Below are 21,942 nucleotides of genomic sequence, written 5' to 3' on the forward strand. Positions count from 1 at the left end.
GGTCATCAGCATGACCAGCAGCATGCGCCGCTCGCTGTCGGCGGTCACCGCCGGGGCGTGGGAGTGGCCGTGGTGGCCGTGCCCATGGTCATGCGCATGGTCGTGATGATGGGCGGCGTGCGTGTGGTGGTCGTGAGTCAACGATGCTCTCCGCGAAGTCCGCCGATCATAGGCGCGCGCGGCGGCGACGGCAAATTTCCGCGCCGGTCGCCGGCTGCCATGGTACACGGGTGCCATGTCCGCACGTCCCCCCCTGCGCCGGCGCCTGAAGGACCTGGAGGCGCGCCTCGCCGCCGAAAGCCCCGACCGGCTGCCGCTGCTCACCGCCGCCCGCGACCTCGACCGCGCCCTGAAGCGGCCGGGCTTCCTGCGCCCCGGCGAATCGCTGGCGACGCGCGCGCCGTGGTGGCCGGTGATCACCGTGCTGGGCACCGCCGGCTCCGGTAAGTCCACGTTCATCAACCGCCTGATCGGCGCACCAGTCGCGGGCGGGGAGGGGAGCGGATTCACGCTGCTGGCGCACGGATCGGCGCCGCCCGATCCCGCCGACCCGCGCCTGCCGCCCGGGCTGCTGGAGGGCGAAGGCGGGCTGCGGTTCGCCGCATCAGACAGCGACGCGCTGAAGGGGATGCTGCTGGTCGACACACCGGGCTTTGACGGCGCGCACGACGCGCCGCCGGGGCTGGTGGAGGCGGTGGTCGAGGCGGCCGACCTCGTGCTCGTCTTCTTCGATGCCTGCCATCCCGACCCGCCGGCCATCCGCAGCACGCTGCACCGCCTCGCTCCCGGGTGCCGCAGCAAGGTGGTCTGCGTGCTCAACAAGATCGACGCCTGCGCCACCGACGACGACGTCGAGACGCTGGTCGGCGTGTGGAAGGAGGTGCTCGCCCAGGCCGGGCTGGTGGAGGGCATCTACGCCGTCTACGACGCGGATGCTGCCGGCGCCGACGCGCCGCTGCTGGCCGACGCGGAACGCCGCGCGCGATTCGCCGCGCGGTGCGACGCGCAGTTCGCCGAGATCCGCAAGCGCATCGACGCCGTGCGGGACGGCCGGGCGGAGCAGATCCGCACGCTGCTGGCCGGCGCCGCCGCGGCGGTGGACGGCGAGCAGGTGCCGCTGGTGCGCAGGGCCCTGCGCCGCTGGCGCTGGCGCGTGCTTCTGGCCGACGTGCTGTGGATCGGGCTGCTGGCGGGGCTGGCGGCGGGCGCGGTGCACCTCGCCGGGCGGGAGACCCTGCCGCCGTTCGTGTCCTGGCTGGTGGAAGGGCGGGTGAACTGGGCGCGCGGCGTGCCGGTCCGCCTCGTCGGGGCGTTCGCGGTGGTGATGGCGCTGCTGGTCGCCGGGCATCTGTGGCTGCGCGCGGCCGCCGCGCAGGGCATCGCCGCCGGCCTTCCGGAACAGGCGGGCGAGGCTGGGCTGGACCCGCGCCGGGCCTTCCGCCGGGCGACGCGCGTCTTCCGGTCGCTGTTCCGCGCGAACCCGGTGGGGTGGGGGCGGGGGGCGGCGCGCCGCGTCGCCAAGGCCCGCGAGTCGCTGGTGGCGCGCGCATAGGGCCGCATGCGCTTTCCTCACCGCACCCCTGCGAAAGGGGCGCGCTGGGCGCAGAATGGCGGGGGCTAGAATCCATGGGATTCGTGAGTTTCCGTTTCCTGCGCGAGGCCGGTCATGCGCACGACCGATGCGGCGCGTCTCCAGAAGGGCATCGTCGCCTACGCCATCGCCGCGATGGTGGCGCTCAGCATCGCCGTCGCCGCGGCCTGCGTGGTGCCGTTGCAACGCCACACGGTGGCCGCCGCCGACCGCAACCTGTCCCATTCGCTGGACCAGCAGGTCATGGCCATCGGCGAGGCGCTGTCGCGCCTGCGCGATCTGACGCGTCAGGTCACCAGCCGTACCGTCATCCGCGACGCGCTGGTCCAATACAACGACGGCGTCATGACGCAGGAGGCGCTGCACGCCTTTTCGGCCGACAAGCTGGCCGACGCGCTGCGTCTGGCGCCGGAGATGCTGGGCATCGTGCGGCTGGACCGCGAGGGCCGCGCGGTGGTGACGGTGGGTGAAGCGCCGGCCCCGGAGGCGCCGGTCCCGACGGTCGGTGCCGATCCCGTGGTCGGCGACCTGACCCTGGCGCCGGACGGGCGGGCGCGGGTGGTCGTGGTGGCGCCGATCAACGGGCGGACGGGACGGCGCGAGGGGACCGACGTCGTGCTGTTCGACGGCGCCGCGCTAGAGGCGCTGGTGACGGACGGCCATCACGTGGGCCGCACCTGGGCGAGCCGTCTGGTGGTCGAGGGCGGGTTGGTGGTCGAGGGCGGGGCCGGTGGCTACGGCGTGCTGGTCCCGCGCGACGGCGCCGTGGGCGAAGAGGCCGGGCTGGGCGCGGCGCTGGACGCCGCGCGCGACGCGCCGTCGCTGGTTCGCGTGGAGCCCGAGGGCGGCGGTGCGGTCGTCTGGGTGGCGCGGCGCGTGCCGGGCACCGCGTGGCTGCTGGCCGCGCGCATGGACGCGGACGAGCTGTACTATGATTCCAACCGGCTGGTGCTGTCGGTCGGCGGCACGGCGGCAGGGCTGACGCTGCTGGGCACGCTGGGCCTGTTCCTGGTGCTGCGGCCGCTGACCGGGCGGATGCTGGTGCACGCCGACGACCTCGCCCGCCAACTCGACGAGCAGCGCCGCACCGTGGCCGCGCTGTCGCGGCTGCAGCGCACGCTGAAGACGCTGTCCGGCGGCAACCAGGCGCTGATCCACGCCACCGCCGAGCCGGACCTGCTGGCCGAGATGTGCCGCATCGTGGTCGACGTCGGCGGCTATCCGCAGGCCTGGGTGGCGCTGGTGGAGGAGGGGGCGGTGCGCGTCGCCGCGCAGTGCGGCGACGGCGTGCTGCCGGAGGCGGAGGCCGCGGCGCTGGCCGATCCCATCCGCGCCGGGGTGACGCTGCACCGGCCGACGCCGCACGGCCTGTTGTTGCTGCCGCTGCGGGACGGCGGCGGGGCGCCGTTGGGCGCCATCGCCATCCACGGGCGCGACGCCGCCGGCTTCGACGGGGAGGAACGGGCGCTGCTGAGCGAGATGGCCGGCGACCTTGCCTATGGCATCGTCACCCTGCGCACCCGTGTCCGCTGGCGCGCCGACGAGGACCGGCTGGAGCGTGCGCTGGAGAAGACCATCCAGGCGGTTGCCGCAACCGTGGAGATCCGTGACCCCTCGACCGCCGGCCACCAGCGCCGGGTCGCCGAGCTGGCCGCCGGCATCGCCCGCGCGCTGGGCCTGCCGGAAGACCGGGTGAAGGGCGTGTACGTCGCCGGCATCATCCACGACATCGGCAAGGTCGCCGTCCCGGCCGAGATCTTCAGCCGCCCCGGCCGCCTGAACGCGCTGGAGTTCGAGCTGGTCAAGGAACACCCGGCGGCCGGCGCCGACATCATCGGCGGCGTCGAGTTCCCCTGGCCGGTCGCCGCCGCCATCGCCCAGCACCACGAGCGGCTTGACGGCTCCGGCTATCCCGCCGGGCTGGCCGGCAACGCCATCCGGCTGGAGGCGCGCATCCTGGCCGTCGCCGACGTGGTGGAGGCGATGACCGCGCACCGCCCGTACCGCCCGGCGCTGAGCGTGGCCGAGGCGCTGGGGGAGATCCGTGCCCACCGCGGCACGCTGTACGACGCCGCGGTGGTGGATGCCTGCATCCGCGTGCTGGAGAGCGGCACGGTGCGGCTGGAGGAGCCGGCGTGACGGCTACTTCGCCGCCACGGCCTTGCGGGCCGCCTTCACGGCGTCCAGGCACTCGTCGTACTCCTTCTCGCGCTGCTCGCGCTCGGCGTTGCGCAGCTGCTTCTTCAGGGCGTCGAGCGTGGGCTGGGCCGGCGCCTTGGCGATCTCGGCCTTGATGAACTCGATGCCGGCCACGCAGTCCGACTGGTCGTCGGCGAGCGCGGGCCCGGCGAGGAGGAGGGCGACCAGGGAGGCGGCAAGGATGGGGGTGCGCATGCGTTTCCTCACATTCCGTTTCTTTATTTCACGATGATCTTGCCGGTCATGCCCTTGTCCTCCAGGCCCTTGATGCTCCAGGTGTATTCCCCGGTGCGCATGGGCACGAAGTCGATGGCGATGGTGCCCTGGTCGTCGAACTCCAGGGCGTAGGGCGCGCCCATGGGGTGGACCTCCAAATGGTTGATGACGATCTGGTTGACCCAGATGTCGCGCATGAAGTCGGGGGCGCGGAACATGTATTCCTTCTGCCCCTTGGCGGTGATCTCCAGCCGGTAGAACTTCCCGCCTTCCAGCGTGAGTTCCTTCTGCGAGACGAAGAAGTCGTCGCCGTCCTCGGTGCCGAGGACCAGTTCGGGCAGGTTTGTGCGGTTGCGCGCCAGGTCGGCGGCGGAGGCGGGGGCGGTGAGCGCCGCGCCGGCCAGCAGCGCGAGCGCGGTGAACAGGGCGGGCACTCTGGACATGGCGTATCCCTGGTGGTGCGGGGTGGGGCCAGCAGTATGGCGCCGGTGCCGCCGGGCGGTCGAGTGCTACCAAAGGATGGGTTGGCTATGCCGTGCCGCCGCCTGGGGTTGGCCCTGTGGTTGGACGAGGGAATCGCCGCAGTCTCCTCGCGGCCATTGCCCTGGCGACGGAGCGTGCTATAAACGCGCCACCTGATCTGGAAGAAGGGCGCGGCTTCGTGGCCATCGACGCGTCGGTGCTGGTCCTGAACGGACCGAACCTCAACATGCTGGGCGTACGGGAGCCGCACATCTACGGCTCGCTGACGCTCGACGACCTGGAGTCGTCCTGCCAGGAGCGGGCCGAGCAGCTCGGCCTGAGCATCGATTTCCGGCAGTCCAACCACGAGGGCGAACTCGTCTCCTGGATCCAGCAGGCCCGCACGGAGCATGACGGCATCGTCATCAACGCCGGCGCCTACACCCACACCTCGGTCGCCATCATGGACGCGCTCATCCTGTCCGAGCTGCCGGTGATCGAGGTGCACCTCTCCAACATCTTCAAGCGGGAAGCCTTCCGCCACCACTCCTACATCTCCCCGGTGGCCAAGGGCATGATCTGCGGCTTCGGCCCGCACGGCTATCTGCTGGCGCTGGAGGCCCTGGCGCAGATCCTCGACCGCGACTGACAGAACACGGGATTTCATGAGCATGGCGAGCTTCGACATCGACGGCGACCTGATCCGCAAGCTGGCGGACCTCCTGCGCGAGACGGGCTTGAACGAGATCGAATTCGCCGAGGGCGAGAAGCGCATCCGCGTCACCCGCGGCGCCCCAGCGGCGGCTGCGGCCGTTCATCTGGCCCCGGCGGCCCCCGCGGCCCCGATCGCGGCGGCCGCGGGCGCCAAGCCGGCGCAGCATCCGGGTGCTGTGACCTCGCCCATGGTCGGCACCGCCTATCTGGCGCCGGAACCGGGCGGCACGCCGTTTGTTCGCGTGGGCGACCAGGTGAAGGCCGGCCAGACGCTGCTCATCATCGAGGCCATGAAGGTGATGAACCCGATCAAGGCGCCGCGCGGCGGCACCCTGACCGAGGTCGCCATCGCCGACGCTCAGCCGGTGGAGTTCGGCGAAGTCCTCATGGTCATCGAGTAAGGGAAGGACGCATCCCTTGGCGATGTTCGAAAAGGTTCTCATCGCGAATCGCGGCGAGATCGCACTGCGCATCCATCGCGCCTGCCGCGAGATGGGCATCCAGACGGTGGCGGTGCACTCCACCGCCGACGCCGACGCCATGCACGTGCGCCTCGCCGACGAGAGCGTGTGCATCGGCCCGGCCTCGGCGCGCGAGAGCTACCTGAACGTGCCGGCCATCCTGTCGGCGGCGACGATCACCGGGGCGGACGCCATCCATCCGGGCATCGGCTTCCTGTCGGAGAACGCGCAGTTCGCCGAGATGGTGGAGGAGCACGGCTTCACCTTCATCGGCCCGACGCCCGAGCACATCCGCATCATGGGCGACAAGGTCACCGCCAAGTCGACGGTGAGCCGCCTGGGGCTGCCGGTGGTGCCGGGTTCCGACGGCCCGGTGCCGACGCTTGAGGAAGCCGAGCAGATCGCCCGCGACATCGGCTATCCGGTGCTGATCAAGGCGGCGGCCGGCGGCGGCGGCAAGGGCATGAAGGTGGCCCGCAACCCGGAAGGGCTGCGCGAGGCCTACCAGCTGGCCCGCGGCGAGGCGCGCGCCGCCTTCGGCAACGACGAGGTCTACATCGAGAAGTACCTCGGCCGTCCCCGCCACATCGAGATCCAGCTGCTGGGCGACACGCACGGTAACTGCGTGCACTTCGGCGAGCGCGACTGCTCGGTGCAGCGCCGCCACCAGAAGGTGATCGAGGAGGCGCCGTCGCCGGCGCTGAACGCCGCCCAGCGCGACTTCATCGGCACGCTGGCCGCCAAGACCACGGCCGCCATCGGCTACCGTGGTGTGGGCACGATGGAGTTCCTGTTCGAGGACGGGCAGTTCTACTTCATCGAGATGAACACCCGCCTGCAGGTCGAGCACACGATCACCGAGATGATCACCGGCATCGACCTGGTGCGCGAGCAGATCCGCGTGGCGACCGGCGCGCCCCTGGGCTACACGCAGGGCGACATCCGCTTCCAGGGTGCCGCCATCGAGTGCCGCGTCAACGCCGAGAACCCGGAGACGTTCGTTCCGTCGCCGGGCAAGATCGACGGCTACCACGCGCCGGGCGGGCTGGGCGTGCGCGTCGATTCGGCGCTGTACGACGGCTACCGCGTGCCGCCGCACTACGACAGCCTGATCGCCAAGCTGGTGGTGCACGGCACGACCCGCAACGAGTGCCTGATGCGCCTGCGCCGTGCCATCGAGGAGTACGTGATCGGCGGCATCGACACGACGCTGCCGCTGCACCAGCGCATCATCGCCGAGCAGGCCTTCATCAACGGCGACTACGACATCCACTGGCTGGAACAGCTGATGGGTTTGAAGAAGTAGGGTGGGTTTAGTCCCTCCCCCGCCTCCGGCGGGGGAGGGAAGCCCGCGAGAGCGGGCAGGGTGGGGGCGACGCCCTATCGGGACGACAGACACGCCAGGATCGTCTCGGCGACACCCTCCGGGTTCTCCAGAACCTCGTGGTTCCAGAACCGCAGCACGCGCCAGTCCTGTGTTTCCAGATACACCGTGCGCTGGGCGTCGCGCGGCGATCCGGCATGCTGCTCACCGTCGCATTCGACGGCGACGCACACCTCCAGGCAGGCAAAGTCCAGCACATAGGGCGGCACCGGATGCTGCCGGCGGAACTTGAACCCGCCGACCTGCCGGTTGCGCAGCAGGCGCCATAATGCACGCTCGGCCGGGGTCGGGTCGCGGCGCAGCGTGCGGGCCTTTGCCAAAGTGCTTTCTGGGACACCTTTCATGGCCGTGGCCTCCTGGGTAAGCCGTTGCCCCCACCCTCCCACGCTACGCGTGGGTCCCTCCCTCCCCCTGCGGAGCAGGGGGAGGGCATGGATTGGCTATCCCTTCAGCGCCATGCCCTTGCCGCACCGATCCGCCACGCCCTTGCCGCAGGCGCGGAACTTCAGGTCCTTGTCCAGGCACACGCGCACCTCGGTCACCTGACGGCGGGCGCAGATCACGGCGACCATGTCGGGCGTCAGGCCGGGGTTGGCCTCGGTGAACAGCGACTGGAGCTTTTCGGGGGGCAGCGACAGGTCGGGCTTGGGCGTCTTCACCGCGTCGGGAACCGTCACGCGGGCGGCGGCGTCGCGCAGGGTGGCGAAGTACTTCACCACGTCGACGCCGCTGCAGGTGCCGTGCTTTTGCCACTGCTGCACCATCAGGCTGGGGCTGGGCATCACCGGCATGGTCTCGTCCACCACCGCTTTCGGCACGGTCCGCTGCGCCGAGCAGGAGCGCGGGTAGCCGCCCTGTTCGTGCTGCGGCCACAGGCCGTGCACCACGAAGCCGTGGTTCTTGCCGGCCCCGCACTGGTCAGGATCATCGTCGCGGTCGGGGCGGGAGCAGTGGGCCGGCGACCAGGACAGGCTGAGAATGTAGTAGTCGAAGGCGCCGGGGTCGGCCTTGCGTTGCGCGGCGGCCTCGAGCGGCGCCAGCAGAATCACAATCAGAGAGAGAATGGAAAAGGCGGTGATCGTCCGCATTTTCGGCTCCACGGTGTTTGTCTCGCGGGGGAATTGCATACCATGGAGTGGCGGGCCGCGTCTCGGGCTGCAGGTCTCGGCGGAGTGGCGGCGGCGCCGCGACCGAGGGTACTCTCTGTGTCCCACCGGATGACGGACCGCCGATGATCGAACTGAACGCGACGCTTCTGTTGCGGGCCTACGCCGCCGGCATCTTCCCGATGGCGGAGAGCGCCGACTCCGACGACCTCTACTGGTTCGATCCCGAACAGCGCGGCATCCTACCGCTGGACGCGTTCCACGTGCCAAAGCGGCTGCGCCGCACCGTGCGGCGCGGGCCGTTCGAGGTGCGCGTCGACAGCGCCTTCCGCGCGGTGATCGAGGCGTGCGCCGAGCCCACGGCCGAGCGGCCCAAGACCTGGATCAACCAGGACATCGTGCGGCTGTACAGCGAACTGGCCGGGCAGGGCTGTGCGCACAGCGTGGAGTGCTGGCGCGACGGGCGGCTGGTGGGCGGGCTGTACGGCGTGTCGCTGGGCGGCGCCTTCTTCGGCGAGAGCATGTTCAGCCGCGAGACCGACGCCAGCAAGGTGGCGCTGGTCCATCTCGTGGCGCGGCTGCGGGCAGCGGGCTACACGCTGCTGGACACGCAGTTCGTGACCGAGCACCTCACCCGCTTCGGCGCCGTCGAGATTCCGCGCGCGGAATACCGGCGCCGCCTGGCGGCGGCTTTGGGCAAGCCCACCGATTTCGCGGGCGTCGACCAGGCGACGGCGCTGGCGGCCCTGCTGGACGGGACGGGGGAGGGGTAGGCGTCACTTCTCCTGGCAGGACAGCACCCAGACGTCGTAGACGGCGTGCTCCATGGCCGAGAGGGCGGGGCTGGAGGCGAACATCCAGCCGCTGAACACGGTTTCCGCCTGCTCGCCGGGCTTGATCTCGACAACCTCCAGGAAAGCGGCCGACTCGGGCGCCTCGATGGGCGGGTTCTCGCGGCAGGCGCGCAGGGTCACGCGCAGGCTGCCGAAGACCTTGGTCTCGCCGGCCCGGATGTCGAAGGTGGTGGTGCGCGCGGTGACCTTGTCGAGGCCCTGGAGACGGGCGGCCGGGCGCTCGATCATCTGCGGCGGGGGCGCGTTGGCGGCGGGCGCCGCCAGGGCCGGAGCCGCGAGAAGCAGGGCCGCGAAGGCCGCGCGCGCGGTGTCGAACATCGTCACGACGGTGGCTTCCGATGGTGGACGGTGTCCGCCGTTTACATCGGAAGCGCCGCCGCGTCCAGTCGCGCTGTCGCTCGATTACGCGATCGCAGGGCTGAGGCTCAGCCGCCGCTGCCCGTGCGCCGCCGGGTGTCGCGATCTTCCTGCCGCTCCTCCAGCTTTTCGGCGCCGGCGCCGGCACCCGCGCCGGCGGCACCGCCGATCACCGCGCCGACCGGGCCGCCCACCACGGCACCGGCTGCGGCGCCGCCCAGACCGCCGGTGGCGGCCTTCTCCTCCATGGTGCGGCCGCAGGCCGCGGCGAACAGGCACAGGCCGAACACGGCCAGGGTGCGGAAACGCATGGCTAATCTCCCGCTGAGGTTACGCTCAGGCGGAAGAACGGCACGGGGCGCGGATGGTTCCTGAAAACGCACCGGGCCGCGCAAGCGCGGCCCGGTGTCGGGTGACGTCCGATGGGATACGGGTCACATCTTCGGCGGGGCGTCCTTGCCGGTTTCGGCCTTGTCGCCGCCCTTGGCGTTGCTTTGCAGGCTGAAGATCACCTGACCCAGGAGCTGTTCCAGGCCGGGGGTGCTCTGCGTGTACTCGATGCGGCCGCCGGGGGCGATCATGTCGGGGTCGCCGCCGGGCTCCAGCGCCATGAACTTGCCGCCCAGCAGGCTCTCGCTCGCCACGACGGCGGCGGTGTCCTTGGGCAGCTTGACGTCCGGGGCGATGGAGAGGTGGACGACCGCCTGATAGCTTTTCGGGTCGAGCGTCAGCGACGTGACCGTGCCGACCTTGACGCCGCTGATGCGCACGTCGGCACCGCTTTGCAGCCCGCTGATGGAGCCGAAGCGGGCCGTCACCTCATATCCGTCCACCTTGCGCAGGTCGGCGCTGGTGTACGCGAACACGAGGAAAAAGCCGGCGACGACGAGGACGACGCCGCCCAGCACGGTTTCGATGACGTTCCGGCGCATGATGGATTCCTAGCGGCCGTGGTGGACGCCGGGCCTCAGCCCGGAGTCCACGGCTCGTAATCGCCGGTGGCGCGCACGCGCCGGCCGCCCTGCAGCACGTGCCCGGGCGGGCGGTAGGCCTGGAGCGAACCCGACGGGTTCGGCACGTGCTCCTGCTGCCACGGCTTGTGGTAGGGGCTGCTGCCTTCCGGGATCGGGTCCTTGTGGGTGTGGTGCAGCCAGCCGTGCCACTCCGGCGGGACCTTGGAGGCCTCCGGCTCGCCCTTGTAGATGACCCAGCGGCGCTCGCGCCGGCTGCCGTGCGACACGCTGCGGTCACGGTAGTACATGTTGCCGAAGCGGTCGGTCCCGACCAGCTCGCCGCGGCGCCACGTGAGGAAGCGGATGTGGACGTTGGCCATCCACGTGATGAGGGAGATCTTATCGCTCATTGTCGGCCGTGATCGGGCGTTGCCGCCCGCCAAAGGGGGTTCCATCGGACGCGGCGCACTATGGCACCGCGATTGCCGCCCGTCCACTGCGAAGGACAGGTTTTCTCCGGCCTCAGGCGAAGCGTCGCTCGGTCAGCAGAAGGCGCACGGCGAAGCCCAGGAACAGCACGCCGGCCACGGCGTCCAGCACGGCGTGCACGGCGCGGCTGGTCATCAGCGCGCGCGCCGCCCCGGCGCTGGCCGCCGCCACGCCCAGGAGGTACAGGCAGCCCAGCCCGCCCAGGATGATGCCGTAGGTGAAGGTCTGCAGCGCCACGGACCCCAGCTCCGGCGCCACGAACTGCGGCACGAAGGCGAGGTAGAAGAGGATGATCTTCGGGTTCAGCAGGTTGGTCAGCAGCGCGTTGACGAACACCATGCGGGTGGAGGCCGGCGGCGGGCGCACCGGCTCCGCCGTGGCGCCGCCCTGACGGCGCGCCTGGATCGCACTCCACAGGGCGCGGGTGCCGATCCACGCCAGGTAGGCCGCACCGGCGTAGCGCAACACGTCGAACAGCACCGGCGAGGCGGCGATCAGCGCCGACACGCCCACCGCCGCCAACAGCGCCTGGATGACGTTGCCCGCCGTGATGCCCGCCGTCGCCACGAAGCCGGCGCGCCGCCCCTCCGTCAGCCCGCGCGACAGCACCAGCAGCGAATCCGGCCCCGGCGTGATCACAAGGATCATGGCGGCGACGAGGTAGAGCTGGAACAGGTGCGGATCGAACGGCATGGCAAACCCCGAATCGGCGCGGCGGTGCGGCCGAGTATAGCGGCGGGACCGTGGCGGATCATCGGCGCAGTGCGCAGGTCGGGTATTCGGCGCCTCTGGCGGTGGGCCTCAGTCCGGCCAGCGGCGGTGCATCCACAGCCACTGCTCGGGCCGTTCGCGGATCCAGCCCTCCAGCAACTCGTTCACGCGCTGCATGAGGATGCGCGAGTCGGCGTTGCGGTCGCCGCTGGCCGGCATTTCCAGCGGCGGGTAGACGGTGACGCGGAAGCGCGCACCGCCCAGCCGCTCGGTCCGCGCCGGGCGGATCGGGATGCCGGAGCGCACCGCCAGCTGGGCGGCGGCCGGCGCGGTCATGGCGTCGCGGCCGAAGAAGGGGACGGGGATGCCGTCGTTCATCTTCTGGTCGATCAGCATGCCGACGTGGCCGCCCTGGCCCAGGATGCGGATAAGGGCGCGCGCACCATCCGGACCCTTGGGGATGTGCGTGCCGGTGGCGGCCCCGCGCAGGTCGGTCAGCAGGCGGTCGACGATGGGGTTGTTGGGCGCGCGGTAGACCAGCGCCAGTTCCAGCCCCAGCTTGCGCGACACCACCGACGGCACCTCCCAGTTGGCGAGGTGGCCGGACACCACGATGCCGGCGATGCCGTCGTCGCGCATGGCGGTGACGTGCTCGGCCCCGATGAACTCGGTGCGGCCGCCGGGGCCGGAGTCGCCGAGCCGGTCAAGGTGCGGGTACTCGGCCATGGTGCGGCCCAGGTTGTCCCACATGCCGGTGATGATGGCGTCGATCTCGGCGGCACTCTTCTCCGGGAAGGCGCGCGTCAGGTTGCGGCGGGCGGTGCGCGTGCTGGAGAGGAACGGCCCGATGGTGCGGCCGAGCCAGCCGCCAAAGGCCGACGCCGTGTCCACCGGCAGCGCCCGGCACAGGGCGGCGAAGCCATAGGCCGCCGCCGCCTCCAGCGGGTAGGAGAGGTGCTTGGTCAGCCAGCGCACGGCCGGGCTGCGGGGCTTTCCCATCAGGCCCTCCCCAGCGCGGGAAGCCGGTCGAGCAGCGCGCCGAGTGCTTCCGCGTCGTCGAACACCGCGCAGACGGGCAGCACGCGCACGCGTGCGCGGACGTCGGCCGGCAGGCGGACGGCGTCCTTGGCGGTGGTGACGGGCAGGGCGTTTAGCGCCTCGGCGCGGGCCAGCAGGTCGGCCACCTCGGCGGCGGTGTACGGGTGGTGGTCGGCGAAGGGGACGCGGCCGGCCAGCACGGCGCCCAGCGATTCGAGGGTGGCGAAGAACTTCTCCGGCCGGCCGATGCCCGCGAAAGCCAGCACCCTCCGCCCGCGCAAGCCGTGGTCGGCGTCCGGCTCGACGCGGGCGCGCAGCACGGGCAGCGGGGCGACGCGGGCGGCGACGCCGGTGCGGTCCTCGCCCATCAGCACGACCGCGTCGGCGCGCGACAGGCCGCGCGCCACCGGTTCGCGCAGGGGGCCGGCGGGCAGGAGGCAGCCGTTGCCGAAGCCGGCGGCGCCGTCCACCACGACCAGCGACAGGTCCTTGGCGAGGTGCGGGTTCTGGAAACCGTCGTCCATGACGACGACCTCGGCCCCGGCGGCAGCGGCGGCCCGGGCGCCGGCCACGCGGTCGCGCGCCACCCAGGTGGGGGCGTGGGATGCCAGGAGCAGCGCCTCGTCGCCGACCTGCCCGGCGTCGTGGCGGGCGGGGTCGACGCGCAAGGGGCCGCGTTCCGTGCCGCCGTGGCCGCGCGTCAGGAAATGCACGGCCGTGCCGCGCGCGGCGAGCGCCTCGGCCAGCGCCAGGGCGACTGGCGTCTTGCCGGCGCCGCCAGCCACGAGGTTGCCGACGCAGACGATGGGAACGGGAGCCCGTTCGGCGCGCGTCGTGGCGAAGCGCAGCCGGCCGGCCAGACCGTAGAGCGCGCCGAGCGGGGCGAGCGCCAGCGCCGCCGCCGTGGGCGGCCGGTACCAGAAGGCGGGGGTCCTCATGCGGCCGGCCGATCCGCCCTGCGCCGCACGCCGGCCTCGTCGAGCAGCGGCGCCAGCACGTCCAGCACGCGGTCGACGACGCGGCGGTTGTGCTCGGTCACCGTGGCGGCGCCGGCGACGACGCGCGCGCGTTCCGCCTCGTCGGTCAACAGGCGGCGGACGTTGGGGGCCAGATCCGCCGGGTCGGGCAGCGGCATGGCGCCGCCGGCGGCCTCCAGCCGGTCGGTGATCTCGGCGAAGTTCCACATGTGCGGGCCGTACAGCACGGCGCAGCCGAGCTGCGCCGGCTCCACCGGGTTCTGGCCGCCGTGGTTCACGAAGGAACCGCCCATGCACACCACCGGCGCCAGCCGGTAGAAAAGGCCAAGCTCGCCCATGGTGTCGGCGACGTAGACGGCGTCCTGCGGGCCGGGCAGGGCGCCCTCGGCACGGCGCGCGACGGCGAGGCCGCGAGCGCGCAACGCCTGGGCGATGTCCGGCCCGCGGTGCGGGTGGCGCGGCACGACGACGGTCAGCAGGCCGGGCAGGTCGGCGGCCAGCGCCTCGTGCACCGCCGCCGCAACCTCGTCCTCGCCGGGGTGGGAGCTGGAGAGCAGCCACAGCGGCCGGCCGGCGACGGCGCCGCGCAGGGCGTCCAACTGGGCCGGGTCGGCCGGCGGCGGGGCGGCCGAGAACTTCAGGTTGCCGACGCAGGACACGGTCCCGGCGCCCAGCGCGCGCAGACGCTCCGCGTCGCCGTCGGTCTGCGCCAGCGCGATGCGGAAGGTGCCCAGCAGGCCGCCGATGAAGCCCGGCGCCCGGCGCCAGCGCGCGAAGGAGCGCGCCGAGATGCGGGCGTTGACCAGGGCCGCCGGGATGCGGCGCGCGCGGATGGCGCCCAGCAGGTTTGGCCAGATCTCCGACTCGATCCACAGCACGAGATCGGGGCGCCAGTGGTCGAGGAAGCGGGCGGCGGCGTCCGGCAGGTCGACCGGGACGTACTGGTGGATGGCGCGCTCCGGCAACCGGCGGCCCATCAGTGCCGCCGAGGTGACGGTGCCGGTGGTCAGCAGCACGGTGAGGTCGGGGGCGCGTTCCAGGAGCCGGTCGACGAGCACGAGGATGGAGTTGGCCTCGCCCACGCTGGCGGCGTGGAGCCACACCAGCGGCCCGTCCGGCCGTGGGCGCGAGGCGTGGCCCAGCCGCTCTCCCTGGCGCTGCGGGTCCTCCTTGCCGGCCGCGCGGCGGCGGTGGAGGTAAAGGCGCACCGCCGGCCCGGCGATGGACGTCAGGCCGCGATAGAGGGACTGGAGCATGCGCATCGAAACAAGAATGGGAACCCGGACCCGCCGCGGGACCCTGCCCGCAAGGGCCGGCACCTTAGCATGGGCTGTGCCTGAATTCGAAGCGTCGGGATTCGGGGAGCGATCGGCTGGCAGGGGGAGGGGGGCTGCCAACTGCTTCGATCGGTGAAAGGGCGATCGCGAAATGCCCTGTCCTCAGGGCAAGAGGTCAGTCATATATGATTATGGAATTGCACTCTTCCTCGTGATAGTCTTTTATGTTCTAAAATAGATGTTATCATGCTTGTGGCCCATCGCGTTTTTTCCGGTAACCTTCAAAGGCATATGAGGTGAATATGATTGGCTCTGTTTTGGGTGTCGGCGGTCGGGCCGAAAGGTGGCTTTTGAAGCTGATTGACGTGAGCGACGTCATATTTGGAATTGTGTCATTCTCAATTATAGTTAACTACAAGCTTGAAGTTGGCCAATATTTTGGCTGGATCGCCAGGTATGGTTTGGAGGTGCTAGGCAGTGGTTGGCTTTTCCGTCAGGCCGCCTATTCCGCCTGGATGTTTCTATCTGACAAAGGTTATGTGATTATTTTGTCAATTGTTACAATTGTCTGGTATGTGCGATATCGCAGTGCGGTAAAAAACGAATACAACATACTTCTTGAAATTTACTTGAAGGCGAAGATCCCAATGCGAGTTCGGGATCTGGAAGGTGCAAACTATATTCCGCTTTTGTCGATTGGTTTGGCGCTTGGATTCGTGTTGATGGGCTTCGTTGTCGATAATATCCAAGCATTTTGCATTGTAGCAATATGTATAAATGTTCTCGATTTGCGAGGAAATCTTCTGATCATTAGGAATATGAGCAAATTTTTGTCTCTTGATGAGTACAAGCCTGCCGATGGAGACCCGATCGCGCCATATATCTATCGCAGGCGCGTCGTTGCTGACAAATATTGGGTCAAGAGGCCGCAGATAGAAAGAGTTGGCGTGCTTCTTATCTGCAATTGCGGTGCTTTCCTGATTTCCGGCCTTTCAGACAGCTTTGGGGAGGCAACGTCCGAATACCTCGCGGTGCTGATGGCGAGCATTTCCATCCTGGGAAACGAGGTGCTCATGGCCAACTGGCGGCACATCCGGGACAAGGAGTTTGCCGAGATCGACCGTGAGGAAGAAGAGTTTCTGGAGCGCTTGAAAGCTGCCACGGCCGAAAGCGAGGCTTGATGCCGAACCGGCGCTGATCCGCGCCGTCACGCCCCGTTGATCGGCACCAGTTCCAGGTCGTCGTCGGCGACGACGTGGCGGCAGGTGTCGGGAGCGGCGTGCTGTTCGTTCTTGGCGCGGTACATGGCGGCGTCGGCGGCGGCGATCAGCGTTTCCGGCGTCTCGGCGTCGGTGGGGAAGAAGGCCGTGCCGGCGCTGGCGTGCACCACCACCTGCGTGCCGTCGGGCAGGGCCACCGGCTGGGCGATGCGGGAGAGCGTGCGTTCCACCGCGCGGATGCAGTCGTCGCGGCTGGCCACGTCCTCCATGATGATGACGAACTCGTCGCCGCCCAGGCGGGCCACCGTGTCCACCTTGCGCACCGCCGCCAGCATGCGCTGGCCGGTGATCTGCAGCACCACGTCGCCAGCCTGATGCCCGTACGTGTCGTTGACCGGCTTAAAGCCGTTCAGGTCGATGTAGGTGAGGGAGACCAGATTGCCGTGCCGTTCCGCGCGCTGGAGGGCGCGCTTCAGGCGCTCCTCGCACAGCGTGCGGCTGCACAGGCCGGTGAGCTGGTCGTAGAGCGCGATGCGCTCCAGCGCCTCGTTGGCGCGGCGCAACTCGGCCGTGCGGGCGGCCACCATGCCCTCCATCGCTTCCCAGGCGCCGGCGAGGCGGTTGAGGAACAGCAGGCTGACGGCGGAGAGCACCAGGAACACGACGCCGTGCAGCACGATGGTCTGGCGCGTCTGCGGCGCGATCTCCGACAGGACGAAGGGGCCGGGGATGGTGACGCTGATGCCGCCGCGGATGTCACCGACCTGATAGCCCTGCTTGGCGTGGCAGCCCAGGCACGGCTCCACGGTGACCAGCGCCGCCATGTAGCGGTAGGCGGGGCCGTCCGGCTGCTCGACCCGCTCCAGCACCTCGCGCCGGCCGGATTCGAAGGACTTCAGCACCACCCGTTCCCAGACGTCGGCCCGGTTGTTCGGGTTGATGGGGTTCAGGCTGGTGATGTTGAAGGTGACGCCGGCGTCCTTCTGCACCAGTTCGGCGATCTGGCGCGTCATGTAGGCGGGGTTGACCTTGGTGTAGGGCTGCCCGTTGATGGTGACGTCGCGGTCGGGGTCCTCAAGCAGCGGGTTGGGCGGCGTGTGCGCCGACACCGCGGCGTAGACGCCGTTGCGCTCGGCGTTCCACAGGCGCGTCGTCTCGATCATCTTGAACAGCATGCGGCCGCGCGCCAGCGCGTTGTCGGCCGCCTGATGGTCGAGCAGGTTCAGGTTGTAGGCGAGCGAACCGCCGGTCAGCGCGGCCCAAAAGAGGATGGACAGCAGCGCCGATGCGCGCCGTCCCCAGACCGCTTGGGCCATCGCCATGCCTCGGGTTGGCAAGAATACACGTCAAAACGTTCGTTTGCGGTGTATAGCCGAAGCGTTCCAGATCCACCACTCTCTTGTGTGAGGAACGAAGGGCGCCGCCGCGACGGGCGGCGCCCTTCGGCCTACATGCCGGCGACCGTCATGCCGTCTATGCGCAGCGTCGGCGCGTCCATGCCGAAGCGCAACTCCAGGTCGCTGGCCGCCTCCATGTTGAGAAACATGTCCTTCAGGTTGCCGGCCACCGTCAGCTCGCTGACCGGGTAGGCGAGCCGGCCGTTCTCGATCCAGAAGCCGCTCGCACCCCGGCTGTAGTCGCCGGTGACGCCGTTGACGCCGGAGCCCATCAGTTCGGTGATGTACAGGCCGTCCTTGATCTCGCCGATGATGTCCTCGCGCGAGCGCGAGCCGGGCGCCATGTAGATGTTGGACGGCGCCGGGCCCGGCGGGCCGGAGGTGCCGCGCGAGGCGTGGCCCGTCGTCTTCAGGCCGAGCTGGCGGGCCGAGCGCAGGTCGAGCAGCCAGGTGGTGAGCCGCCCTTCCTCGATGATCGTGCGCTTCTCCACCGTGACGCCCTCGGCGTCGAAGGGGCGGGAGCGCAGGCCGCGGCGCACAAACGGGTCGTCGACGATGCTGATGGCGGCGGGGAAGATCACCTGCCCCAGCTTGTCCTTCAGGAAGCTGGTGCCGCGCGCCACCGCCGGGCCGCTGATGCCGCCGGTCAGGTGGCCGATCATGCCGCGCGAGACGCGCGGGTCGTAGACGACCGGGACCTTCTGGCTCTTCACCTTGCGCGGGTTCAGGCGGCGCACGGCGCGCTCCCCGGCCTCGCGGCCGATCTCGGCGGCGGCGCGCAGGTCGCTGCCGTAGACCTTCGAGTCGTACTCGTAGTCGCGCTCCATGCCCGTGCCGGTGCCGGCCAGGACCGAGACGGAGAGCGAGCGGCGCGACACGGCGTAGCCGCCGGCAAAGCCGTTGGACGCGGCGATGGCGATGTTGGACCGGCTCCACCCGGCGTCGGCCCCTTCGGAATTGGTGACGCCGTCGACGGCCAGCGCCGCCTCCTCCGCCGCGCGGGCCTGCTCGATCAGCAGCTCGGACGCGGGTTCGTCGGGGTCGCAGGTGTCGAGGTCGGGCCATGTGCGGGCCAGCAGCTCAGGATCGGCGAGGCCGGCGAAGGGATCCTCCGGCACCACGCGGGCCATGGCGACGGCGCGCTCCACCAGTTCGTCCAGCGCCTGCCGGCTGCGGTCGGTGGAGGAGACGATGGCCTGCCGCCGGCCGACGAAGACGCGCAGGCCGAGGTCGCCGGACTCCGAACGCTCCAGCCGCTCAGGCTTTCCCAGGCGCTGCGACAGCGACACCGAGGCGGAATCGAACAGCACCGCGTCGGCCGCGTCGGCGCCGGATGCCCGCGCCTTGCGGATCAGGTCTTCCAGAAGGTTCAGCAGCTCGGTCTGGCTGGTGCTTGGGGCGGGCATGCGTGTCTCCGAAGGGTCTCCCACGTGTCTAGCAAATGGGGCCGCGCGGCAGAAGAGGAAGGGAAAAAGCGTCACGCCGTTCGCGGGTGGGGCCGGCGCCGGGCGTAGTGCGCGGCGGCGAGCGCCAGCAGGTTGAAGGCGACCATCGCCAGCACCATGACCATCGGCTCCCACGCTTTCATGGCGCCCACCGCGGCGGCCGCGACCGCGCCGAAGCCCATCTGCAAGAAGCCCAGCAGGCCCGACGCGGTGCCGGCCAGCCGCGGTTCCGCCCCGATGGCCATGGTCATGGCCGGCGGGAAGCTCAACCCGTTGCCGAAGGACATCAGAAGCATGGGAACGAACAGGGTGGCCGGCGTGAACATCCCGGCCAGCAGGAAGCCCAGCAGGGCCACCGGCCCGGCGACCGACATGGCAAGGCCGGTCCACACCAGCGACTCCGGATCCACCCGGTGGGCGATGCGCGTGACCGCGACGTTGCCGGCCATGTAGCCGACCGACAGCAGGACGAACCACAGGCCGTATTCGCTGGGCGTGCGGCCGAGCAATTCCACCATCGTGTGAGGCGCGCCGGACAGGAAGGCGAAGAAGCTGGCGGTCGCCATGGACGTGGCCAGCGCGTTGCCGATGTACACCGGCTTGGCCGCCAGCGACCGGTAGGCGAGCAGCAGCGCCATGGGGCCGGGGAAGGGCGTGCGGTCGCGGTGCGTCTCCGGCAGGGCGCGCAGGCCGGCCAGCAGGACCACCGCGCCGAAGCCCACCAGCAGCACGAAGCCGGCCCGCCAGCCCGCCCATTCGTCGAGGAAGCCGCCCAGCACCGGCCCCACCATGGGCGCCACCGCCATGCCGGCGATGACCAGCGCCAGCACGCGCGTCGCCTCGTCGCGCTCCCACGCGTCGCGCACCACGGCGCGGCCGATCACCATGCCCGCACAGCCGCCCATGGCCTGCGCGATGCGGCCGAGGATCAGCAGGCCGATGCTGGGCGCCAGCGCGCAGGCGAGGCTGGCCAGCACATAAAGGCCCATCCCGCCGAGCAGCACCGGCCGCCGCCCGAACCGGTCGGACAGCGGCCCGTAGGCGAGCTGCCCCACCGCGACGCCCACCAGATAGAGCGACAGGGTGAGCTGCACCGTGGCGTGCCCGGTGCCGAAGGCGGCCGGCAGGGCCGGCATGGACGGCACGAAGACGTTGAGCGCCAGCGGCCCGGTGGCGGTGGCGGCGACGAGCAGGCTGACCGGCGGCTTGGCGGGCGACATGGGAGTCCTGAACAAAACGCGGCAGCGCGCGGGAGGCCGGAGCCTACCCGCGCGCTGTCCTTGCCGAAACATGCGTGTACGAAGCGTCAGGGTTGCGTGGCGTTCACGGCAACGGTGGTCACAGCGGTTTCGGCTACAGGGCGCGGCGCGCCGTCAGGCCGGGGACCGGCAGCTTCAGCGCGAAGGCGCCGTCGCCCAGCAGGGCTTGCACGCCCAGCAACACCGTCCAGAAGGCGGGAAATTCCCAGCCGCCGCCCGGCGCGGAAAACAGCCAGCCGTTGCCGGCGTGCTGTAGCGTGGCGCCGATCATCAGCGGCACGAGCGCCAGCGAGACCAGCGACGTGTAGGTGCCGAGAAGCAGCAGCAGGCCGCCGCCCAGTTCGCCGAGGATCACGAGGTAGGCGAGGAAACCCGGGTAGCCGATCGATTCGAAGAAGCTGACGGTGCCCGGCACGGTGAAGACGAAGATCTTCAGGTAGGCGTGGGCGAGGAACAGGACGCCGAGGCTGACGCGAAGCGCGAAGGCGGCGTACGGGGCGGTGCGGGTGGTGTCGATCATGGCGCTCTCCATTTCCGGTGTGGGTGGCTTGTTGAGGCCATTAAGCCGGTTTCCGGAGGAGAGATAAACGCACGAGTTTTGCAAATATAGTTGCTGTCATACGAACAATCGCGGTGTCGGCAATTCGAACAGGTCGGCGTCCACGGCGGTGCCGCCGTCGTGCCGGCGGTCCGGGGCAGGGGAGTCGTAGGCCACCATCAGCAGCGGCGCCGCCCCCGGCCGCTCCAGCCGGGCGATGCCCTCGGCGTGGTCGCAGCCGGCGCCGAAGGGCACGTCCAGCAGGCGGACGAGGTGGTCGCGCGGCACCACCTGTCCTTCCTCCGACGCCAGGGCGCCGGCCCAGCGGTAGACGCTGACCGGCCCGTCCAGGTCCATGGTCGGGCCGGCGAGGATCAGCAGGTCGTTGCCGTCGATCGCGAGTTCGCGCACGCCCAGCCCGTCCAGGTCGACGAAGTGCTTCCGGTAGGCTTCATCGTCCGGGCCGCCGCCGCACAGGCGCAGCCGGTGGGGCTTGGTCTGGCGGACCGTCAGTTCCAGGATGCAGGCCCAGCCGCGCAGCACCGGCCCGCGCAGGCCGAGGAACACGCGGTCGTCGCGCGCCGCGATGCCCTCGACGTCAAAGCCGTTCTCCTTGGCCGGCACGCCGATGAAGCGGCCGATGTGGTCGTCGCGGCGCAGCCGCTTGGCCAGCGCGTTGCGCTTTCGCCCCATCTTCAGGCAGGCGGCGGTGCGCTCGCCGTCCGCCCGCACCGGTTCGAACAGGCCCTCGGCGACCTCCACCAGCGGGATGCGGCCGAGCAGGCAGCGGTTGGGGTCACGCCGCACCTCGGTCAGCCGCTCCAGGCAGGCCGTGGCGTCGTCCTCGTCGGGCTTGGGCTTGCTGCGCGCCAGGCTGTGCGAGCCCACCACCCACAGCCAGCCGCCGGAACCGGGGTCCACGCACAGCCCTTCGACGTCCGCCTCGCCCTCCGCGCCGGCCGGCAGTTTGAAGAAGTCGGCGAGCGCGTAGCTGGCGTGCTCGCCGAAGACGGCGCCGTCGTGCGTCGCCAGCCGCTCGATGCGCGCGCCCTCGTCCGACGCGGTGAACAGCGTGCGACCGACCCGCTCGATCACCGACAGGTTGGCGCCGATCGGCTTGGTCAGGTCGGCCGCCACCTCCTCGTGCGGGCGGAAGGCGAGGCGGACGGTGCTCAGGCGCTGCGCGGGGGTGTGGGGCGCGGGATCGCGGGGCATGGTCGTCTCCGGCAGTGGCGAGGGCGGCAGTGGAGGGCGGCGAGGGCCTTCGGAAGGAGAACACCGCACCGGCCGTCTT

The 21,942-nt window shown here is 70.5% G+C and carries 24 protein-coding genes; 7 read left to right on the forward strand and 17 right to left on the reverse strand.

Annotated elements, in window-relative coordinates; translation table 11 throughout:
• Positions 1-235: 235 nt before the first annotated feature.
• Both VED21_RS10740 and VED21_RS10745 read left to right on the forward strand, forming a co-directional pair.
• Positions 236-1,552, forward strand: coding sequence for a GTPase (locus tag VED21_RS10740; RefSeq protein WP_324882343.1), 1,317 nt, complete (start codon positions 236-238; stop codon positions 1,550-1,552).
• Between the two features lie 114 nt (positions 1,553-1,666).
• On the forward strand, positions 1,667-3,730 hold the full coding sequence (locus VED21_RS10745) for an HD-GYP domain-containing protein (RefSeq protein WP_324882344.1): 2,064 nt from the start codon (positions 1,667-1,669) through the stop codon (positions 3,728-3,730).
• A gap of 3 nt (positions 3,731-3,733) precedes the next feature.
• Here the strand turns inward: VED21_RS10745 and VED21_RS10750 are convergent, their stop codons facing one another.
• Complete coding sequence (locus tag VED21_RS10750) at positions 3,734-3,985, reverse strand: hypothetical protein (RefSeq protein WP_324882345.1); 252 nt, start codon at positions 3,983-3,985, stop codon at positions 3,734-3,736.
• A gap of 23 nt (positions 3,986-4,008) precedes the next feature.
• Positions 4,009-4,449 (reverse strand): hypothetical protein, encoded by a 441-nt coding sequence (locus VED21_RS10755; protein ID WP_324882346.1) that lies wholly within the window; start codon positions 4,447-4,449, stop codon positions 4,009-4,011.
• Between the two features lie 218 nt (positions 4,450-4,667).
• On the opposite strand from VED21_RS10755, the gene aroQ reads away from it, so the two are divergent.
• Genes aroQ through accC form a run of 3 tightly spaced genes read left to right on the forward strand, consistent with a single transcriptional unit; the run spans position 4,668 to position 6,949 of the window.
• Entirely contained in the window at positions 4,668-5,117 is a 450-nt protein-coding gene (gene aroQ, locus VED21_RS10760; protein ID WP_324882347.1) for a type II 3-dehydroquinate dehydratase, read from the forward strand.
• 22 nt (positions 5,118-5,139) lie between these two features.
• Positions 5,140-5,583 (forward strand): acetyl-CoA carboxylase biotin carboxyl carrier protein, encoded by a 444-nt coding sequence (gene accB / locus VED21_RS10765; protein WP_324882348.1) that lies wholly within the window; start codon positions 5,140-5,142, stop codon positions 5,581-5,583.
• A gap of 22 nt (positions 5,584-5,605) precedes the next feature.
• Complete coding sequence (accC, locus tag VED21_RS10770; protein ID WP_324882405.1) at positions 5,606-6,949, forward strand: acetyl-CoA carboxylase biotin carboxylase subunit; 1,344 nt, start codon at positions 5,606-5,608, stop codon at positions 6,947-6,949.
• Between the two features lie 74 nt (positions 6,950-7,023).
• On the opposite strand, the gene VED21_RS10775 is transcribed toward accC, so the two are convergent.
• Complete coding sequence (locus VED21_RS10775) at positions 7,024-7,371, reverse strand: endonuclease domain-containing protein (RefSeq protein ID WP_324882349.1); 348 nt, start codon at positions 7,369-7,371, stop codon at positions 7,024-7,026.
• Between the two features lie 96 nt (positions 7,372-7,467).
• On the reverse strand, positions 7,468-8,115 hold the full coding sequence (locus tag VED21_RS10780; protein WP_324882350.1) for a ribonuclease T2: 648 nt from the start codon (positions 8,113-8,115) through the stop codon (positions 7,468-7,470).
• Between the two features lie 143 nt (positions 8,116-8,258).
• On the opposite strand from VED21_RS10780, the gene aat reads away from it, so the two are divergent.
• Positions 8,259-8,906, forward strand: a complete 648-nt coding sequence (gene aat, locus VED21_RS10785) for a leucyl/phenylalanyl-tRNA--protein transferase (RefSeq protein WP_324882351.1) — start codon at positions 8,259-8,261, stop codon at positions 8,904-8,906.
• A 3-nt stretch (positions 8,907-8,909) separates the two neighbouring features.
• Here aat and VED21_RS10790 read toward each other — a convergent pair whose 3' ends face one another.
• From VED21_RS10790 to VED21_RS10825, 8 genes are all read right to left on the reverse strand, one after another.
• A complete protein-coding gene (locus VED21_RS10790) occupies positions 8,910-9,305 on the reverse strand; it encodes a DUF2155 domain-containing protein (RefSeq protein WP_324882406.1) in 396 nt (131 codons plus the stop codon).
• Between the two features lie 107 nt (positions 9,306-9,412).
• The gene (locus VED21_RS10795) at positions 9,413-9,655 is read right to left on the reverse strand and encodes a hypothetical protein (protein ID WP_324882352.1); all 243 of its coding nucleotides are present in this window, start codon (positions 9,653-9,655) and stop codon (positions 9,413-9,415) included.
• A gap of 123 nt (positions 9,656-9,778) precedes the next feature.
• Complete coding sequence (gene mlaD / locus VED21_RS10800) at positions 9,779-10,276, reverse strand: outer membrane lipid asymmetry maintenance protein MlaD (protein ID WP_324882353.1); 498 nt, start codon at positions 10,274-10,276, stop codon at positions 9,779-9,781.
• A gap of 35 nt (positions 10,277-10,311) precedes the next feature.
• The gene (locus tag VED21_RS10805; protein WP_324882354.1) at positions 10,312-10,707 is read right to left on the reverse strand and encodes an NADH:ubiquinone oxidoreductase subunit NDUFA12; all 396 of its coding nucleotides are present in this window, start codon (positions 10,705-10,707) and stop codon (positions 10,312-10,314) included.
• Positions 10,708-10,819: 112 nt separating this feature from the next.
• A complete protein-coding gene (locus VED21_RS10810) occupies positions 10,820-11,479 on the reverse strand; it encodes a LysE family translocator (RefSeq protein WP_324882355.1) in 660 nt (219 codons plus the stop codon).
• 108 nt (positions 11,480-11,587) lie between these two features.
• Positions 11,588-12,496, reverse strand: a complete 909-nt coding sequence (locus VED21_RS10815) for a lipid A biosynthesis lauroyl acyltransferase (RefSeq protein ID WP_324882356.1) — start codon at positions 12,494-12,496, stop codon at positions 11,588-11,590.
• A complete protein-coding gene (gene lpxK / locus VED21_RS10820; RefSeq protein WP_324882357.1) occupies positions 12,496-13,473 on the reverse strand; it encodes a tetraacyldisaccharide 4'-kinase in 978 nt (325 codons plus the stop codon). Before lpxK ends, VED21_RS10815 begins: the two co-directional genes overlap by 1 nt.
• Positions 13,470-14,768, reverse strand: a complete 1,299-nt coding sequence (locus tag VED21_RS10825; protein ID WP_324882358.1) for a 3-deoxy-D-manno-octulosonic acid transferase — start codon at positions 14,766-14,768, stop codon at positions 13,470-13,472. The genes lpxK and VED21_RS10825 overlap by 4 nt, the downstream gene beginning before the upstream one ends.
• Before the next feature lie 323 nt (positions 14,769-15,091).
• Here VED21_RS10825 and VED21_RS10830 point away from each other — a divergent pair, with 323 nt between their 5' ends.
• Positions 15,092-15,970: a hypothetical protein gene (locus tag VED21_RS10830; protein ID WP_324882359.1), complete on the forward strand. Its 879-nt coding sequence runs from the start codon at positions 15,092-15,094 to the stop codon at positions 15,968-15,970.
• A gap of 26 nt (positions 15,971-15,996) precedes the next feature.
• Here the strand turns inward: VED21_RS10830 and VED21_RS10835 are convergent, their stop codons facing one another.
• From VED21_RS10835 to VED21_RS10855, 5 genes are all read right to left on the reverse strand, one after another.
• Entirely contained in the window at positions 15,997-17,325 is a 1,329-nt protein-coding gene (locus VED21_RS10835; RefSeq protein WP_324882360.1) for a diguanylate cyclase domain-containing protein, read from the reverse strand.
• 131 nt (positions 17,326-17,456) lie between these two features.
• Entirely contained in the window at positions 17,457-18,812 is a 1,356-nt protein-coding gene (locus VED21_RS10840; RefSeq protein WP_324882361.1) for a TldD/PmbA family protein, read from the reverse strand.
• Between the two features lie 71 nt (positions 18,813-18,883).
• Positions 18,884-20,071: a multidrug effflux MFS transporter gene (locus tag VED21_RS10845; RefSeq protein ID WP_324882362.1), complete on the reverse strand. Its 1,188-nt coding sequence runs from the start codon at positions 20,069-20,071 to the stop codon at positions 18,884-18,886.
• Between the two features lie 133 nt (positions 20,072-20,204).
• Positions 20,205-20,630 carry a DoxX family protein gene (locus VED21_RS10850; protein WP_324882363.1) on the reverse strand — a complete coding sequence of 142 codons (426 nt, stop codon included), beginning with the start codon at positions 20,628-20,630 and terminating at the stop codon, positions 20,205-20,207.
• A gap of 96 nt (positions 20,631-20,726) precedes the next feature.
• A complete protein-coding gene (locus VED21_RS10855; protein ID WP_324882364.1) occupies positions 20,727-21,863 on the reverse strand; it encodes a DUF3616 domain-containing protein in 1,137 nt (378 codons plus the stop codon).
• Positions 21,864-21,942 lie beyond the last annotated feature (79 nt).

It is taken from the genome of Azospirillum sp. (assembly GCF_035627195.1).
Classification (GTDB): Bacteria; Pseudomonadota; Alphaproteobacteria; order Azospirillales; family Azospirillaceae; genus Azospirillum.

Excerpts from the sequence above, each read along its gene's own strand:
- VED21_RS10740 (WP_324882343.1), top strand. The coding sequence starts at position 236 with ATGTCCGCACGTCCCCCCCTGCGCCGGCGCCTGAAGGACCTGGAGGCG.
- VED21_RS10745 (WP_324882344.1), top strand. The coding sequence starts at position 1,667 with ATGCGCACGACCGATGCGGCGCGTCTCCAGAAGGGCATCGTCGCCTAC.
- VED21_RS10750 (WP_324882345.1), bottom strand. The coding sequence starts at position 3,985 with ATGCGCACCCCCATCCTTGCCGCCTCCCTGGTCGCCCTCCTCCTCGCC.
- VED21_RS10755 (WP_324882346.1), bottom strand. The coding sequence starts at position 4,449 with ATGTCCAGAGTGCCCGCCCTGTTCACCGCGCTCGCGCTGCTGGCCGGC.
- accB (WP_324882348.1), top strand. The coding sequence starts at position 5,140 with ATGGCGAGCTTCGACATCGACGGCGACCTGATCCGCAAGCTGGCGGAC.
- accC (WP_324882405.1), top strand. The coding sequence starts at position 5,606 with ATGTTCGAAAAGGTTCTCATCGCGAATCGCGGCGAGATCGCACTGCGC.
- VED21_RS10775 (WP_324882349.1), bottom strand. The coding sequence starts at position 7,371 with ATGAAAGGTGTCCCAGAAAGCACTTTGGCAAAGGCCCGCACGCTGCGC.
- VED21_RS10780 (WP_324882350.1), bottom strand. The coding sequence starts at position 8,115 with ATGCGGACGATCACCGCCTTTTCCATTCTCTCTCTGATTGTGATTCTG.
- aat (WP_324882351.1), top strand. The coding sequence starts at position 8,259 with ATGATCGAACTGAACGCGACGCTTCTGTTGCGGGCCTACGCCGCCGGC.
- VED21_RS10790 (WP_324882406.1), bottom strand. The coding sequence starts at position 9,305 with ATGTTCGACACCGCGCGCGCGGCCTTCGCGGCCCTGCTTCTCGCGGCT.
- VED21_RS10795 (WP_324882352.1), bottom strand. The coding sequence starts at position 9,655 with ATGCGTTTCCGCACCCTGGCCGTGTTCGGCCTGTGCCTGTTCGCCGCG.
- mlaD (WP_324882353.1), bottom strand. The coding sequence starts at position 10,276 with ATGCGCCGGAACGTCATCGAAACCGTGCTGGGCGGCGTCGTCCTCGTC.
- VED21_RS10805 (WP_324882354.1), bottom strand. The coding sequence starts at position 10,707 with ATGAGCGATAAGATCTCCCTCATCACGTGGATGGCCAACGTCCACATC.
- VED21_RS10810 (WP_324882355.1), bottom strand. The coding sequence starts at position 11,479 with ATGCCGTTCGATCCGCACCTGTTCCAGCTCTACCTCGTCGCCGCCATG.
- VED21_RS10815 (WP_324882356.1), bottom strand. The coding sequence starts at position 12,496 with ATGGGAAAGCCCCGCAGCCCGGCCGTGCGCTGGCTGACCAAGCACCTC.
- lpxK (WP_324882357.1), bottom strand. The coding sequence starts at position 13,473 with ATGAGGACCCCCGCCTTCTGGTACCGGCCGCCCACGGCGGCGGCGCTG.
- VED21_RS10825 (WP_324882358.1), bottom strand. The coding sequence starts at position 14,768 with ATGCTCCAGTCCCTCTATCGCGGCCTGACGTCCATCGCCGGGCCGGCG.
- VED21_RS10830 (WP_324882359.1), top strand. The coding sequence starts at position 15,092 with ATGATTGGCTCTGTTTTGGGTGTCGGCGGTCGGGCCGAAAGGTGGCTT.
- VED21_RS10835 (WP_324882360.1), bottom strand. The coding sequence starts at position 17,325 with ATGGCCCAAGCGGTCTGGGGACGGCGCGCATCGGCGCTGCTGTCCATC.
- VED21_RS10840 (WP_324882361.1), bottom strand. The coding sequence starts at position 18,812 with ATGCCCGCCCCAAGCACCAGCCAGACCGAGCTGCTGAACCTTCTGGAA.
- VED21_RS10845 (WP_324882362.1), bottom strand. The coding sequence starts at position 20,071 with ATGTCGCCCGCCAAGCCGCCGGTCAGCCTGCTCGTCGCCGCCACCGCC.
- VED21_RS10850 (WP_324882363.1), bottom strand. The coding sequence starts at position 20,630 with ATGATCGACACCACCCGCACCGCCCCGTACGCCGCCTTCGCGCTTCGC.
- VED21_RS10855 (WP_324882364.1), bottom strand. The coding sequence starts at position 21,863 with ATGCCCCGCGATCCCGCGCCCCACACCCCCGCGCAGCGCCTGAGCACC.